The following is a 15,682-nucleotide window of genomic DNA, read 5'->3' on the forward strand; positions in this document are numbered from 1 at the left end:
CCCCATGAGTCCATTCACTCTACCGGAACTGGATTACGCTTTCGATGCTCTTGAACCTTATATTGACGCGGAAACGATGCGTATTCATCACGGCAAGCACCATCAGACGTACGTCAACAACCTGAACACCGCACTTGAAGGCTATCCCGATCTGAACGGCAAATCTCTGATCGGCTTACTGACGGACCTCGGAGCTGTCCCTGAAAACATCCGGACAGCAGTACGCAATAACGGCGGCGGGCACTATAACCACAGTTTTTTTTGGAAAATACTGACCCCGGGCGGATCGGAAACGCCCGCAAGTGAGCTGAAAGAAGCCATCAACGGCCAATTCGGCAGTTTCGACGCATTCAGGGCACAGTTTTCGGCCGCAGCCGCGGGCCGCTTCGGCTCAGGCTGGGCATGGCTGGTCCTGGATCAAGGCAAGAACCTGAAGATCACAAGCACGCCGAACCAAGACAATCCGCTGACAGACGGAGAAATCCCGCTGCTCGGGCTTGATGTTTGGGAACACGCCTACTACCTGAAATACCAGAACAGAAGGCCGGAATACATTCAGAACTTCTTTAATGTAATCAACTGGGATCTTGTCGGAACAAATTACGCTAATGCACTGAATCAGGCAGTTTGATCAATTGAGGAAAAAAGCGCCGGCCGGCGCTTTTTTCCTTTCTATCGGGCGTGAAACATCACCGTGTCCAGGCCCCCGGCAGGCGAGCTGGGTCGAAACGGCAAAAGCAAGAAAACAAACACGAAATCCGCACAAACCGAATCAGAAATCAGATAGGCCGATCCGGTCCCGGTCCAACGCCGGGCGGCTGTATCCTTTCCTTTCCACATCCCGTATATGCAAAGAACGCTTCTCAAAAACGGGACAAAAGGCTGTTCTGTTTTTCATGCCGGGCTAATCCGAACGGCTGCTTTGTTTAGCGCTTCCCGCCGCTGAATCTGATCCGGAACCGGCAATGGGCCTCTCCGTCGGCACGGCACAGCATTCTGTCGGCACTTTCGGCTCCAAGCACACTTTTCATGAGACTCGTCTCGAACCTGCAGGCAAGCTTATACTGTTTCGCGACGGCAAGGATCGGGCAATTGTATTCGATCAGCTCAAAGGTTCCGTCGCCGATCCGGTGCAGCCGGCACATATACCCGTGCTCATTCTGCAGCCGCGCAAGCGCTTCGGCTTTGCCTTCATCGCTTTTCTCACGGCTGATCGCCGGTCGGTAGGCCTGATAAAGCCTGCCTTTTCTTTTTTCAAACAATTGCCGGACCGCTTTCTCGCCGTAAAGCTGTTCGATATCTTTCAAAAACTGAACGGCGATATGCTCATAGTTTTTTGGAAAAGATGTCTCAGCCTTTTCTGTAAGGGAAAAAAGCTGGACCGGTCTTCCAACCGGTCTTTTGAGATTCTCCGCCTGAATCAGTCCGCCGCCCTCAAGGGCACTCAAATGTTTTCTCACGCCCATTTCAGTCATATGAAGCAGCTTTGCCAGATCGCCGGCAGAAAGCGGTTGCTCTCTCTTCAGAATATCGAGAATTTTGTCTTTCGTTCCCTTCATCGATCCGGGATCTCCCTCCCGTCCTTCTATATTACCGTAGATCAGCCCTGCGGCTTGATTTTAGCAACATTTAGGTTTATAAAGTATAACGTAATGTTTTCCCGACTTGATGTCAAGGAGGCAGCCGTATGAATATGGGGCTGGGTATGATTCTGATCGAAATCTGTGATTACAATATATTGACAGCGGAGCATCTGAAAAAAATAGCCCGTCATCCGGAAGTAGCCGTGATGAGTTACGACTGCCTGAATCTATGCGGCATGTGCAGCCTTCGTCCCTTTGCCGTTGTGAACGGGCAAAGAGTATTTGCAGCATCCGTTGAAGACTGTCTGGCAAAAATTGAGCAAAGAGTGGAAGAGGAGTTAAAAAAACTGGCTTAAATCTTATGCCGGATTTTAGGTTTTTGGCAGCAGAAAGTCCGGCGGGACCGTTTATAAAAAGATCCCCCGCCGGACCCGGCCCACTCCCGATTACCTTGGTGCATGCAGAAATTTAACGCAGACCGGATCGGGCACGGCGAGCTTGGAACCCGTTGCAGCCAGCCGCCCGGTTTCCGGATCCCGCGTAAAGAGGACAAGACTGCCCGTATTCTGGTTGGCGGCTATCAGAAACCGCTCCGACGGATCAAGCGCGAAGTCGCGCGGCCATTCGCCTCCCGTTGAAACACGATCAAGCAAAGTCAGCGTTCCCGATTCCTTGTCTGCACCGAACAGAACGATACTGTTGTCGCCCCGGTTCGAAACATAGACGAAGCGCCCGTCCGCCGGGATCCTGATGGCGCTTCCCTGATTGTGACCGCGAAAAGCGGCGGGCAGCGCACGGATCGTCTGAAGCACGGAGAAATGGCCGGATGCCGCATCAAAACGAAGCACGATCACTTCAGAACTGATTTCCGACATAACGTAGGCAAACGGGGCTTTCGGATGAAACGCAAGATGCCGCGGCCCTGTGCCCGGTTTAAAAGCCAGGACGTCCTGCCGGATCAGTTTTCCCTTTGCTTCCTGGTAAGTGGTCAGTGTATCTGTGCCCAGATCAATGGCAACGACAAATCGTCCATCCGGCGTGTAATCGGCAAAATGAACATGCGGTCCTTCCTGCCGCGAACGGTCCGCGCCGGAGCCTTGATGATGAACGACGTCCGAAGCCGGTCCGGCACCGCGGTTTTCGCCAATCGGGTATACAGCGACCGTTCCTTTGTGGTAATTGGCCGACAGTAGATGATGATTTTCCCGGTCCGCGCCGACGTAGCACGGCGGCGCACCCTTGGAGATCTGTTCGTCCAGAATTCTCAACCGTCCTTCCGGCGTGACCGCGAAGGCGGCGACACCGCCGGAGCCGTCCTTTTTAATGACCGAATAAAGCCTCCTGTCATCCTCACTGAACGTCAGATAGGTTGGATTGTCGAGTCTTGCCGCGAGTTCCGTCCGATCAAGCATCTGCCTGTCTGTATCGAGAATGAACGAATAAATGCCCTCGCTGTCCCCATTTGTATACGTTCCGGCGAAGCCTCTGTAAATGCTCATTTTCATCCCCCTCCCCTTATCCAAACAATTTAAAACGGTTTCTGATTCCGTACAACAGACTGCTGACCGCCAGCATCAGGCATGAGAAAAACACGGACGCGCTGAGCAGGATCAGCAGATAAAAATTAAAGCGGCCGATCCAGATCATCATCTGCCGGTGCAGGGACGGATCGAGAACGGCATTCAGCACGTTGGCAAGAACAACCAGCAGAAACATAGCTCCGGCTCCGCTTCTCGCCCCGCGGATATCTTCCGGACTGAGCGACATCCGCGAAGAGATGCAGACCGCTAGAAAAATGAACAGCCAGAAGGCCGGACGGGCCAAATTTTCAACGGTAAAAAAATTGCGGAAAACGTCCAGATCCGCGAACAGCAGGTCCCCCCATGTGCGCGGATCGACGAGAGAGAACGTCTGCGTTCCAGCAAAAAAATAGCGAACGATCAAATACGAACCGTTCGGCACAAGAAAACGGGCACTGGCAAAGATAGCCAGACCGCCGCTGATCAGCGGTGCCAGCCCGATAAACAGATTGCCGATATTCTGGTAGAGACTGTCCGGATTGTACGTGTGGGTCACGTAGCCGATCGTCCCGTCCGATCGGTTGGCCTGAAACAGTTTGATTCCGGTCACCCGGTGCCCGAAGAGCAGGCACATCGCTGCATGGCCCAGTTCATGAACCGGCGTGCCCAGCCAGGCCGTAAAATAGATGCCCTTCATTCCAAAAGTGCGGATTATCAGTCGATTGGACAGCCGCTCCAGATAGCCGAGAATAAACCCGCCAAGCACAAGCCCGCCGATAAGCGAAATAAATTCAGTTGTGCTGAGCCATAAAATCTGCAGAACGGTCCAAAACAGACCTGCATTGAACATTTTTAACGCAGGCCCAGCTGCTGCTTTTCAAGAAAAGGCTTCAGCGCTTTCCGGTATGGCAGTTCAAGACCTCCGGCGATCTGTCCGGTCCACGTTTCCTCACGTGTCCCGCCGGACCGCGTCTGATAGTAATGAGCGATTTTTTGATCATACGTCTTGAGGGAATCCGCCGAAGGTTTGGCATTGTAGTGATTCCGATGAAAAATAACATCGAGCGGCAGGCGCGGCTTCTGTTCCGGATCCTGATCCGGGTAGCCGACAGCCAGGCCGAAAATCGGATAGACATCCTGCGGCAGCTGCAGAATTTCAGCTGTCTTATTGATATCATTCTGGATGCTGCCGATATAGCAGATGCCGAGCCCCATCGATTCCGCAGCGACAGCCAGATTCTGCGCCGCAAAAGAAGCGTCGCCGAACGCGACGATCAGCCGCTGCGCCGTATCCAGGACGGATGTATCTTTTTTATAGCGCTCGCCGATCACTTTATTCCGGTACTGGTCCGCCAGAAAAACAAAAAAATAGCCATTATGTTCGACATAATCCGAATCGTAGGCGATCTTGCGCAACTGTTTTTTGATGCCCGGATCGTCGATCCCGATGATCGAGTAGGACTGGGTAAAACTTGATGTCGAGGCGGCCTGCGCGCTTTTCACCAGAAGCCTGACCTGGTCTTCCGTCAGCGCTTTATTTTTAAACTTGCGAATGGACCGGTGACTTAACAGCGTCTCAATGACGGCATTTGTTTCCACACCCGTGCATCTCCTTTGCAAACTCTGATATTTTCTGAACGGCGTCTGCATCGACATCCGTATTGATTCTTAAAACACCTTCCATTATATAATTTCAACCGTCTCTTCCGCCAGCGACGCGCCTGACCGCGGAGTGGATTTTTGTTTTTTTTCATAACGTGAAAATTCGGGCTTTCAAAATTAAAAAAGCAGGAGAACATTTTTCCAGTCCCCACTGCTTTTTGACGGAGCCGCCTTTTTTTATTTCGTCAGTTCTTCGGTCAGGACAGGAACAATCTGTTTCTTGCGCGATACGACGCCTTTCAGCGTCGCTGTATGGTTGACCAGCTTCACGTTGAAGGCGGTCTCGGCGGCAGCGGCGGCCTTGCCCAGTACCAGAGCTTCCGAGTCGCTCGTCAGGATATTTGTTACGGCCAGCAGGAACAGATCAAGATTTTTCGTATCGATTTCCTTGTTAATCGCCGTCTCAAGCTCCTTCCGGTGCGACAGGGCATCATTCGTATCGACGACATTGACCTGGGCAATTTCCACCGAGTAATGGCCCATTTCGAACGGTTTGACATCGAGGCGGATCAGTTCTTCAGCCGTCTTGCCGCTGATATTCGTGCCGGCCTTGAGCATGTCGAGACCGTAGCTTTCCGCCTCAATGCCCGAAATTTTCTCAAGCTCGCGGGCTGCCTTTATATCTTCCTCCGTACAGGTCGGCGATTTGAAAAGAAGCGTGTCGGAAATAATCGACGACAGCATCAGGCCGGCAATCGTTTTCGGAACAGCCAGTCCGTTTTCTTTATATAATTTATTGAGGATCGTTGCCGTGCAGCCGACCGGTTCCGCCCGATAATAAAGCGGCGCTTTTGTTTCGAAATTCGCAATCCGGTGATGATCGACCACGGAGAGCACGTCGACTTTGCCAATGTCGTCCACGCTTTGCTGCCGTTCATTATGATCGACAAGATAAACCGCGGACGTCTCATCGGAAACGGTCCCGACAAGACGCGGCACTTCAACATGAAAGTAATTCAGGACGTATTCCGTTTCACCGTTCAGCTCGCCGAGGCGGACTGCTTCCACGTTCTCTCCCAGCTGCTTTTTCAGGTCAGCGAACGCAATCGCCGAGCAAATTGCATCCGTGTCCGGGCTCTTATGCCCGAATACCAGCACTTTTTCCATTTTTCTACCCCTTAATCATATTTATTTGGCTATTCACAGTCCGGATAACCCCGTTCATAGTCTCTTAACAAAAACATACCCTATGTGTCCGACAATTTCAATAGCCGCGTACCTTGACGATATGAAGGCCGCCGCGCTGCTGACGAATTGGGATATACTTCTTTATCGTTTTGTCAATGATAATTCATCCATTCATAGTCATAAAAAAGACGTATTCCAGTATAGTTCATAGAAGTTTCACTAAATTAAGTGTTTTCACTGGCAATCTTTTAAACGAGTACCTATAATAAACTTATTAAATGAAGGAAAAGGATGATTCTATTATGTTAGGTGTAACCGCATCGGTAAAATCAGAGAAACTGGCGAAATCAGTAACATCGCCAAGAAAATTTATAGTCGGCAAGGGAATTTTGGCAAATATCAGCGACTACATTTCGCCGTTGGGTGACAGCGCTTACTTTATCTGCGATGAGTTTATTGTCGATCGGGCAGCCAAGGAAGCCGGGGCTTCGTTCAAGGCCGCGGGCAAGAAAGCCGCTTTTGAGAAATTCAATTATGAATGTTCACAGACGGAAATCGACCGCAACCGCAAACTGGCACAAGAAGCCGGAGCAAATGTCATCGTCGGCATCGGCGGCGGGAAAACATTGGATACGGCCAAATCGGTCGCCTACTATGAAAAGCTGCCGGTCGTCATTTATCCGACGATTGCCTCAACCGATGCCCCGTGTACATCGATCGCAGTCATTTATACAAATGAAGGACAGTTCGATCATTACCTGTACCTGCCCGGCAACCCGGACATGGTCATTGCGGATACCGATATTCTCGCCGCTGCGCCGAAACGCTTCTTCGCTGCCGGTGTCGGCGACGGATTGACGACCTATTTCGAGGCGCGCGCCTGCTACCGGTCGAACGGCATCAACCTTGCCAACCTGAAGCCGTCGCTTGTCGGCGTCGGACTGGCAAAGCTTTGCTATGATACGATCCGCCGCAACGCGATTCCGGCTTTGCGTGCCGTTGAAAGAAAACTGTCGACTCCGGCCGTTGAAGCAACGATTGAAGCGACCATCTACCTGAGCGGCGTCGGTGCGGAATCCGGCGGCCTGGCTGCGGCTCATGCCATCCACAACGGAATGACGGCAGTACCGGCGCTGCACCGTGTCCAGCACGGCGAAAAGGTGACATTCGCTCTTCTCGTACAGCTTGTCCTGGAAAACGCGCCTCAGGAGGAAATGGAAGAAGTCATTAGAATCATTAAAGCCGTCGGTCTTCCGCTTACATTGAAAGACCTCGGCCTCAAGGAATTTAAAGAAGACGAATGGCGCAAGGTCGCCGAACTGTCCTGCGCGAAAAACGATACGATGGGCAACATGCCGTTCGAGGTCACTCCGGATGATGTATTCAATGCGATCGTGACGGCCGATGCCATCGCTGAATCCTATCACGACTGAGCCGTATCGGACATTAAGCGGGATCAGGAATATCTAATATGAACAAAAACAAGAGCACTTCGTTTTTTTAAAGCGAGGGCTCTTTTTATATGATCCGTACCGGCCGCGGCTTATCGAAAAAACTCACGGCAGCGTGCCGTTAAAGAATACGTTCAGCCGTCTGCCGCTCCTCCTCCCTTTCCCGTTTTCCCGGCAATGCCTGCTTCCCCGGATTCTAAAGGAAAGATCGTTTCCGGCTTCCTATTCTCTTTTCAGCAGTTTGGTGTTGGCGATGTATAGCGCACCGACGAGCACAAGAATTGCTATGGAATACAGCAGTACCGACCGGGGATCGTTGTGGGTGACCACGATCAGACGGACGATCGCCGTCACCCCGATATATACAAAATAACGAAGCGGAAAATGGTAATGCGCCTGAAAATATTTGATAATCAGCGCGATGAATTCAAAATAAAGGAAATAAATAAGAATTCCCTCAAGCAGATGATCATAAGAAGCGTTATTTTTTAAAAACAAATAGGTAAAAAACTGGATTGTCTCTTTAATCAGCGCCACACTCAAAATAACAGCCAGCGTGCCCAATGCAATGTTGAGTATCCACTGCAGGCCTCTCACAAGCAATTGATCGAGTTTTTTGTTTTCCATCTGATTAGCTCCCGCGATTGACCGAATTGAAATGATGCAAACCGTCGATATTATGGCGGGTATGCATATCATTGTCTCTCTTATACTATCTTAACAACGCTTTACTAGTCTGAAAAGACACAGATCCTTTAAGAACGATATATTTTCCTCACTGCCGTTAAATAAACCGTCATTTGTACAAATGGAATCAGAAGAACAATCATCACGGGAAAAATCGGCCAGGCTCCGGCAAAAAACGGATAGACAGCAATGATTACCGCACAGAAAGGAGCGGCGACCCATGTTGCCGCAAACGCCTTTCTGCATGCCTCGGCACTGATCGCCTTTTCCCGTTCATCCTCCGAGGGCGTTATGAGCGGATTCAGCCAGAACGAGCCTTTCCGCTTTTTCCTTTTTAAAGGATAGATGATCAGTTCTATCAGGCCCAGAATCAATAAAGGGAGAATCGGCAAAAGATTGACTGTGAGCGTGAGCGTCTCCCTGTCCGTCCTTATGGCTTCGGCGGCCTGGCCGGTGAAAGAGATCAAGGGTGTTGCAGCAAGCCCTATAAAGATAAGGAAAACAAAACAGAGAACAAAAGAAATCCTCAGCTTTCTCATGAATGATCCTCTCCTTTTTCTAACTGAAATACTTCTTCCATCGGAAGCTCAAACGCACTGCAGATCAGCAGGCCGAGCATCAGTGAAGGCACATAATCCCCCTTTTCGATAGAGGCAATGGTCTGTCTTGTAACACTGACTTTGTCCGCCAATTGAGACTGCGTCCAATCATGGCGCGCCCGAAGTTCTTTAACATGATTTTGAATGCGCGGCACTTGATCACCCCAGACTGATTATGTCCAGTCAATCTAACATAATGTTAAATCAGTTTAACATTTACAGCTTACATGTTAATAAGAACAATGTCAATGCTTTCATTGCCGGAAATTGGACCCGCGACCGGCCCGGATCGCTGAATGACGGCCGGGATAGCAGCGTATGAAGCAGCAGACGCTGGAAGCTGTCAAACCGGCCGAAAAAATGAGCAGCGCCGCCGTTACACCTCGGCAGACGCTGCTATGCAAACATTTCATTCGTTCATCAGAAAAACAGCCGGTCCGCTTTTTTTCTGCGGACCGGCTGCCTGTTTCGGAAGGTTTTATATTTTAGTTTTTCTTCAGTCTCCTTGCAACCACATTGCCGGCCGACTGGATAATCTGGACGATGACAATCAGGATAATGATCACGGCATACATCACGTCCGGCTGAAAACGGACATAGCCGAACTGATAAGCGAGATCGCCAAGGCCGCCCGCTCCGACAAAACCGGCCATCGCCGTTTCGCCGATCAGTCCGATTGTCGCGATCGTCAGGCCGAGAATAATCGAAGAACGTGCTTCGCGAATAACCACGTTCCAGATAATTTTCGTTGTCGAAATGCCCATTGACTGGTATGCCTCAATAATCCCCCGGTCAACTTCAAGCATGGCCGATTCTATCAGACGTGCTATGTACGGCGCACAGGCAACGACCAAGGGGACAATGACCCCGCGGACGCCGATCGTCGTTCCGGCGACCAGCTTTGTAAACGGAAGAATAAAAAATAACAGAATGATGAAGGGAATCGACCGGATCACATTAATAAACGCATTGAGAAATGTGTAGACAGACAGATTCTCTGCCTGGCCTCCCTTACGTGTCAGCACCAGAAAGACACCGAGCGGAATGCCGATAAGAATGGAAATAAGCAGAGAAATCACGGTCATCTGCATCGTCTCGATAAATCCCTGCCAGATCGCGCCGCCCCATTGATTCAAAAAGTCCGCCATGTCAGTCGTTCACCTCTTCCACAATAATCCCTTCGTCCTGCAAAAAACGAACTGCGGCTTCAATCTGCTCCGGCTCTCCTTTGAGATGCACCAGAAGACTGCCGATCGACTGATCCTTCAATTGATCGATGCCGCCGGCAATAATGCTCGGCAGGACATCAAACCGTCTGGCAAGCGTCGCAAGAGACGGATCCTTGGCCGATTCGCCCAGAAAAGTCAGATTGACTAATTGACCGGAAGCAAGCAAATCTTGCAGCAGTTTCGCAGGAATGCCGAACCGCGATTCGCTGCGGACAAATTGTTTGGTCATCGCTTCTTTCGGCTGGGCGAATATGTCGACCACCGATCCCGTTTCAACGATTCGCCCCTTCTCCATGACGGCGACCCGGTCGCAGATACGCTGGATCACATTGAGCTCATGGGTAATCAGAAAGATTGTAATGCCGAGTTCTTTGTTGACCCTGAGCAGAAGTTCAAGGATCGAATCCGTTGTATTCGGATCAAGCGCACTCGTCGCTTCATCGCTGAGCAGCACTTCCGGCTCATGGGCCAGAGCGCGGGCGATCGCCACACGCTGTTTCTGTCCTCCTGAAAGCTGGCTCGGGAAAGCCTTGCTTCGATCGCTCAGGCCGACGATTTCCAGATATTTTTCCGTTCTCTGCTTAATTTTTTCTTTGGGAACGCCTTCCAATTTAAGCGGAATCGCGACATTGTCATAAACATCGGCCGTCGCCAGCAGATTGTAGCCCTGAAAGATCATGCCTATTTTCCGGCGCAGCTTCTGCAGATCCTTCCTGCCGAGAGAAAGGACATCCACATCGTCGACAAAGATTTTCCCTGCGGTCGGCCTTTCAAGCAGGTTCACGCAGCGGATCAATGTACTTTTCCCGGCCCCGCTGTAACCGATCACGCCGAATATCTCGCCTTTATTAATCTCCACGGATACGTCTTTCAAAGCTTCAATTTTATTCTTACCCACTTTAAACGTCTTTGACACATGCTCCAGCTTGATCAAAATGTTTCCTCCTTACCATGCAGGAACAACGGAACCGCCGAACGTTTTCTGAATATATGCCTTGACTTCGGCAGATTGATAGTATTTTTCTACCTGTTTCACGACTTTATCATTCTTGTTATCTGTACGAACGACAAAATAGTTGGCATATGGATTATTAACGAGCGGTTCGTGGAAGATGGAATCTTTTAAAACCGTCAGGCCGGCGCCCATCGCAAAATTCGTGTTGATTGCCGCAGCGGTTACTTCATTGAGCTGTGCCGGAAGCTGGGCGGCATCCAGTTCAACGATCTGCAGATTTTTCGGATTGCTGATGACGTCTCTTTTTGTCGACGTGATGCCCGCCCCTTTCTTCAGCTTAATCACGCCGGCTTTCTCAAACAGCTGCAGCGCACGAAGTTCGTTGGCCGGATCGTTCGGTACGGCGATTTTGTCTCCGTTTTTAAGATCCTTTAAATTTTTAATCTTCTTGGAATAGATACCCATCGGGAAAGCAACCGTTTTAAATGCATCTGTGATTTTATACCCTTTATTTGAAATCTGGTCCTTTAGAAAGGGCATTGTCTGATAACTGTTTGCATCCAGTTCCTTATCGTTCAGTGCCGTATTCGGCGTGTTGTAATCATTGAAAACTTTCAGATGAATCGTGAGCCCGTCTTTCTTTGCCAGTTTGGCCACTTCTTCCATGATCTGCTGGTGCGGGCCGCCGGTTACTCCGACCGTGATTTCCTTCGTGCTCAATCCGCTCGCAGAACTGCTGCCGCACGCGGTCAGCACAAAAATCAAAGAAACAATCAGGACAGCCGACAAAACTCCTGTAAACTTTTTCAAACCGTTTTCCCCCTGTATTTTTACATGATAACTATAATTGCCAGCCTTCAAATACTTCCTTCCAGAGAAATTCGGCAATAAAAAAGCTTCTCTGTTAAGAGAAGCTTTATCGATCCGATCTTCTCTTATCTTTCAAAATCCGAAAAAGGATTCTGCAGGAATTGGCACCTGAATTAACATAACAATTAGGTTGCCGGGCTTCATCGGGCCAGTCCCTCCGCCGCTCTGGATAAGAATGTATTCAATTGGCCAATGATTTGATTTTACCTCGAAATCAGGACGATGTCAAAAAATTGTCGATAATGCCTGAAGATTAAAATTTTCCTGTCTAAACGAGCGGCTCCTGACGGCCGGGCAGCCGATTCCGATGGATAAAAAACGATGCATCAGTTTGCTTTCACTGAAGCATAGCCCTTCGGATGGCTGCTGTGCCAGGACCATGCGTCAGCCAGAATTTCCGGGATATTCGTGTGTTCAGGCTTCCAGCCGAGGATCTTCTTCGCCTTGTCTGAAGAAGCGATCAGCGTGCTTGGATCGCCGGCGCGGCGCGGCGCTATTTCCGCCGGTATGGCCCTGCCGGTTACCCGGCGCGCCGCTTCGATAATTTCTTTCACAGAGAAGCCTTCACTCGATCCGAGATTGAAAACATCGCTTTGCCCGCCTTTCAGCAGGTAGGCGAGCGCCAGGCGATGGGCGGCAATCAGGTCCTCAATGTGCACATAATCGCGGATGCATGTGCCGTCCTTTGTCGGATAATCATCGCCGAAAATCAGAATCCTGTCGCGCTCGCCGGCCGCCGTCTGCAGCACAATCGGTATCAGATGGGTCTCCGGGTGGTGGTCTTCACCGATCTTGCCCTTTTTGCTCGCTCCGGCCACGTTGAAATAGCGCAAGGCGACAAAACGCATGCCGTAGGCACGGTCGCACCATTTCATCATTTTTTCCATCGTCAGCTTCGTTTCTCCGTACGGATTGGTCGGCCGAGTCGGCATCGTTTCGGTAATCGGCACCTGTTCCGGCTCGCCGTAAGTTGCCGCCGTCGACGAGAAGACAATATGTCTGACATCGTTTTCCTGCATCACTTCAAGCAGAATCTGCATGCCGTAGACGTTATTATTGAAATACTTCAGCGGTTTTTCAACCGACTCGCCGACCAGAGAATTGGCGGCGAAATGGATGACACCTTCAATTTTTTCCTTTTTAAAAACCGAATCGAGGAACCTTTTGTCACGGATATCGCCCTGATAAAATTTGGCATCCGGATGCAGCGCTTCTCTGTGCCCGGTCTGCAGGCTGTCGACAACGACGACGTCGGTTCCTGCATCAATCAGCTGATAGACGGCGTGCGAGCCGATATAACCCGCACCGCCCAATACTAAAATAGACATTGCCAGACTCCTTCCCAGCGGATGGATCGTATTTTTTCATCTTGCAGACACCATCATTGTCCATCATCCGGCTGATTTTGACAAGTGCGGCCGCCGCAGGCCGGCGGCTGATCAGGGACAGATCAGCGGCGGGCGGTGCTCATCCATATAGCTGCCGATCGCCGTTAAACAGCTGAGATCGAGCGGGCTCGCAGACAGGAAGACACTCTTTTCTCCCAGCTTCAGAACCTTCATCAGTGTTTGCTTTATAAAGGAGGAGACCGGCGTCTGAATTTCCAGCCGGACAATCCTGCCCTGCCCTTTCGGTTCGGTTTCTTCGGCGGCCATTTCTTTGCGTGTCACCCTGAATGAAGAGACCCCGGTGACCGGGTCGCTGAACAGCCGCGGGATCTGTTCCATAATCATGGTTTCAAGAAAGATAAACACGGGCGGTTGTTCCGACAGCAGGAAGCAGCGGGGAAGCAAGGGGGGAACCTGAACGAGGCCGAGCCCCGCCTTTCCGTCGCGTCTCAGAGCGGCAGCCAGATTCAGCGTCCGGCTCTGAAGCCGCGGAAAGGGATGTGAGGCGTCAAGAACTAAGGGGGTGAGGGCGGGGAAAACAATTTTCTCAAAACGATCATGAAGCAGCGCACGATCCGACGCTACGGAGGAATCATAAAGGATGTGTTCATCCAGCAATTTGGGCAGGACAATCTCCCGGAAAAAGTCGGCCTGTTCTGAAACGATCCGGCGGCAGAAGCCGAAAAAAGCAGCCTCTTTTTCTGTTTCACGATTCTGCGGAAGAGCGGATGACTGATTCAGAAAGTATGTTTTTAGAATAAAACAGCGATCCAGATCGTCTGCAATGGCACTGAGCAGCCGTATATCGGCAGAAAGCGGCCCCTCCCTCGTTTTCTTTTCGATAAGCAGCCGGCGGTTTGAGAGCAGCCGGCCGAACAACTGGCTTCTTTCAATGGCGGGATTTTCCGAATTCATGTCTCTCTCTTCCCTTATCGCTTAAATAAGCGGCCCGCCCGTTCTTTGAAGGTGACGGTAATCGGCATCTGGAGGGCGCGTTCAAGATGTTTCTTATGTTTTTGCGCTGCCTGGTCTTCGAAGAACGGATCATCGTGATAATAGGCACTGAGCTGCAGCGGTTTTTTCCTTGAAATTTTAACCTTTACTTCGTCAACGACATGCTGTCTTGTCCGGTCGAAATCATGAGCCAGACGCAGTACCGCCCCCAGAATTTCATAGAGCTTCAACTCTTCTTTGGTGACCATTTTATGAAACGGTGCGGCAAAATCGAGAAGGTTCGGCTGCGACTTGAATGAAGCAATCAGTGCAACGGCAAGCCGGTCATGGTGGCTGATTCCGTTGATATTAATATTTGTCAATAAATAAAAGGTATGCGCGCTGCTTGACTCGTTATTCACATATTCACCGATATAGGCCAGGTCCGCACTGTGCGACAGAAGCCACGCCGTTCTTTTTTTGGAATATTTTTGTTCAATCGCCGGACTGATTCCGTCGAAAATCTGGAACGCAAGCGCTTTAACGTAACTCGTATGATTTGCGTCCAGGTTAAAATTTTTTCTCAAATAGCGAATGCTTTCATTCAGTACGTAAGGAATCTGATTCACACCCTTTGCGCCCAGAAGCCATTCATAAAAAACGCCCTCGCGGATTCCTTCGCCGCTCAGCATAAACGTGCCGCCGCGATTCAGCCCGACGAGTGTATTAATGACGACAGCGGCAGGAAGAATGATATCGGCACGGTCTTTTGAAAGTCCGTCCATCGACCCGCGCGCTTCGATGGTCATTGAAGCCAGCGTGTTCGTCAAGGCGTCCAGGCGTTCACGCGGCATTGTATATTGATGAAGCCCGACCATCGGATAGTGCTCCTGTATCTGATCGATACGCGCCAGGTTGCGCGCACTCCCGCCTATGCCGATCACCGGGAGTTCCTGATCGACCAGCCAATCGAATTGGGAAAAGGTCTTGATCAGAAATGACTTCAGCATTTTTCCCGCATTAGTGTCTCCGGGTGCATAGAACGTATGATACAGGGTCACGGCACCGAATGGAAAAGAATGGGCATGAATCAGCTTGCGGTTCAGAAACATCGTGACTTCCGTGCTGCCGCCGCCGATATCGATGGAAATGCCGTTTTCTATGAATGTTGAGTTGATAATCGCATAATAACCATAATAAGCTTCTTTTAGACCCGAAAGCAGACGAATGGTCAGTCCGGTCTGTTTCTTGGCGAGGGCAAATACCCAGTCACGATTTTTCGCCTTGCGCATCGCCGCCGTCGCGACGGCATCAATCGCCGTCACATTTTTTTCCCGGCCGAGAATCGATTGAAACCGTTTCAGAACGGTCAGAAGGATAGAGATTCCTTCCTGACTTAAATTTTCATCTTCATCTATGTAGTTGCTGAGCCTGGCAACCGCCTTGAAGTTATGCAGTTCCTTAAAAAAAAAGTTCTTGTCTATGCCGATAACTACCAGCCGAATGGAGTTTGAACCGATGTCGATCATCGCATGTTTTCGCACAATCTCCACTGTATAGCCTCCTCACTGATCATATGGAAACCGGACGGCGCATGCCGGCGAACCGGGCGCCACAACAGACGGCCCGTTTCCCGGAACCGTGCAGGCGGGCGGGATTCACCGCTTAGTGTCCGGT

17 protein-coding genes and 1 riboswitch are annotated in these 15,682 nt (G+C 50.5%); of the genes, 3 read left to right on the forward strand and 14 right to left on the reverse strand.

Going from position 1 to position 15,682, the window contains the following annotated elements:
- The first annotated feature begins 4 nt into the window (after positions 1–4).
- Positions 5–631, forward strand: a complete 627-nt coding sequence (locus OYT88_RS16290) for a superoxide dismutase (RefSeq protein ID WP_274401397.1) — start codon at positions 5–7, stop codon at positions 629–631.
- Positions 632–926: 295 nt separating this feature from the next.
- Here OYT88_RS16290 and OYT88_RS16295 read toward each other — a convergent pair whose 3' ends face one another.
- Complete coding sequence (locus OYT88_RS16295; protein WP_274401398.1) at positions 927–1,559, reverse strand: helix-turn-helix transcriptional regulator; 633 nt, start codon at positions 1,557–1,559, stop codon at positions 927–929.
- A gap of 128 nt (positions 1,560–1,687) precedes the next feature.
- Here OYT88_RS16295 and OYT88_RS16300 point away from each other — a divergent pair, with 128 nt between their 5' ends.
- Positions 1,688–1,939 carry a YuzB family protein gene (locus OYT88_RS16300; protein WP_274401399.1) on the forward strand — a complete coding sequence of 84 codons (252 nt, stop codon included), beginning with the start codon at positions 1,688–1,690 and terminating at the stop codon, positions 1,937–1,939.
- Positions 1,940–2,029: 90 nt separating this feature from the next.
- On the opposite strand, the gene OYT88_RS16305 is transcribed toward OYT88_RS16300, so the two are convergent.
- The 4 genes from OYT88_RS16305 to OYT88_RS16320 all read right to left on the reverse strand — a co-directional run bounded on the left by OYT88_RS16305 (position 2,030) and on the right by OYT88_RS16320 (position 5,872).
- On the reverse strand, positions 2,030–3,082 hold the full coding sequence (locus OYT88_RS16305; protein ID WP_443217531.1) for a lactonase family protein: 1,053 nt from the start codon (positions 3,080–3,082) through the stop codon (positions 2,030–2,032).
- Positions 3,083–3,098: 16 nt separating this feature from the next.
- A complete protein-coding gene (locus OYT88_RS16310; protein WP_274401401.1) occupies positions 3,099–3,953 on the reverse strand; it encodes a M50 family metallopeptidase in 855 nt (284 codons plus the stop codon).
- Positions 3,954–3,955: 2 nt separating this feature from the next.
- Complete coding sequence (gene nfsA / locus OYT88_RS16315; RefSeq protein WP_274401402.1) at positions 3,956–4,702, reverse strand: oxygen-insensitive NADPH nitroreductase; 747 nt, start codon at positions 4,700–4,702, stop codon at positions 3,956–3,958.
- A gap of 240 nt (positions 4,703–4,942) precedes the next feature.
- Positions 4,943–5,872 (reverse strand): manganese-dependent inorganic pyrophosphatase, encoded by a 930-nt coding sequence (locus tag OYT88_RS16320; protein WP_274401403.1) that lies wholly within the window; start codon positions 5,870–5,872, stop codon positions 4,943–4,945.
- A gap of 323 nt (positions 5,873–6,195) precedes the next feature.
- Between OYT88_RS16320 and OYT88_RS16325 the strand changes: the two genes are divergently transcribed.
- Positions 6,196–7,326, forward strand: coding sequence for a glycerol dehydrogenase (locus tag OYT88_RS16325; protein WP_274401404.1), 1,131 nt, complete (start codon positions 6,196–6,198; stop codon positions 7,324–7,326).
- 240 nt (positions 7,327–7,566) lie between these two features.
- Here OYT88_RS16325 and psiE read toward each other — a convergent pair whose 3' ends face one another.
- From psiE to OYT88_RS16370, 9 genes are all read right to left on the reverse strand, one after another.
- Positions 7,567–7,971, reverse strand: a complete 405-nt coding sequence (gene psiE, locus OYT88_RS16330) for a phosphate-starvation-inducible protein PsiE (RefSeq protein WP_274401405.1) — start codon at positions 7,969–7,971, stop codon at positions 7,567–7,569.
- 128 nt (positions 7,972–8,099) lie between these two features.
- Positions 8,100–8,570, reverse strand: coding sequence for a hypothetical protein (locus tag OYT88_RS16335; protein ID WP_274401407.1), 471 nt, complete (start codon positions 8,568–8,570; stop codon positions 8,100–8,102).
- Positions 8,567–8,785 carry a helix-turn-helix transcriptional regulator gene (locus OYT88_RS16340; RefSeq protein ID WP_274401408.1) on the reverse strand — a complete coding sequence of 73 codons (219 nt, stop codon included), beginning with the start codon at positions 8,783–8,785 and terminating at the stop codon, positions 8,567–8,569. Before OYT88_RS16340 ends, OYT88_RS16335 begins: the two co-directional genes overlap by 4 nt.
- A gap of 330 nt (positions 8,786–9,115) precedes the next feature.
- On the reverse strand, positions 9,116–9,778 hold the full coding sequence (locus tag OYT88_RS16345; RefSeq protein ID WP_274401409.1) for a methionine ABC transporter permease: 663 nt from the start codon (positions 9,776–9,778) through the stop codon (positions 9,116–9,118).
- 1 nt (position 9,779) lies between these two features.
- The gene (locus OYT88_RS16350; protein ID WP_274401410.1) at positions 9,780–10,793 is read right to left on the reverse strand and encodes a methionine ABC transporter ATP-binding protein; all 1,014 of its coding nucleotides are present in this window, start codon (positions 10,791–10,793) and stop codon (positions 9,780–9,782) included.
- 12 nt (positions 10,794–10,805) lie between these two features.
- Complete coding sequence (locus OYT88_RS16355) at positions 10,806–11,624, reverse strand: MetQ/NlpA family ABC transporter substrate-binding protein (protein ID WP_274401411.1); 819 nt, start codon at positions 11,622–11,624, stop codon at positions 10,806–10,808.
- A 122-nt stretch (positions 11,625–11,746) separates the two neighbouring features.
- Positions 11,747–11,860: riboswitch (SAM riboswitch) on the reverse strand.
- 150 nt (positions 11,861–12,010) lie between these two features.
- Complete coding sequence (gene galE, locus OYT88_RS16360; RefSeq protein ID WP_274401412.1) at positions 12,011–13,012, reverse strand: UDP-glucose 4-epimerase GalE; 1,002 nt, start codon at positions 13,010–13,012, stop codon at positions 12,011–12,013.
- 111 nt (positions 13,013–13,123) lie between these two features.
- Positions 13,124–13,987, reverse strand: coding sequence for a polyphosphate kinase (locus tag OYT88_RS16365; RefSeq protein ID WP_274401413.1), 864 nt, complete (start codon positions 13,985–13,987; stop codon positions 13,124–13,126).
- Positions 13,988–14,001: 14 nt separating this feature from the next.
- Positions 14,002–15,558, reverse strand: a complete 1,557-nt coding sequence (locus tag OYT88_RS16370; protein ID WP_274401415.1) for a Ppx/GppA phosphatase family protein — start codon at positions 15,556–15,558, stop codon at positions 14,002–14,004.
- Between the last annotated feature and the right edge of the window lie 124 nt (positions 15,559–15,682).

It is taken from the genome of Sporolactobacillus sp. CQH2019 (genome assembly GCF_028765345.1).
Classification (GTDB): domain Bacteria; phylum Bacillota; class Bacilli; order Bacillales; family Sporolactobacillaceae; genus Sporolactobacillus.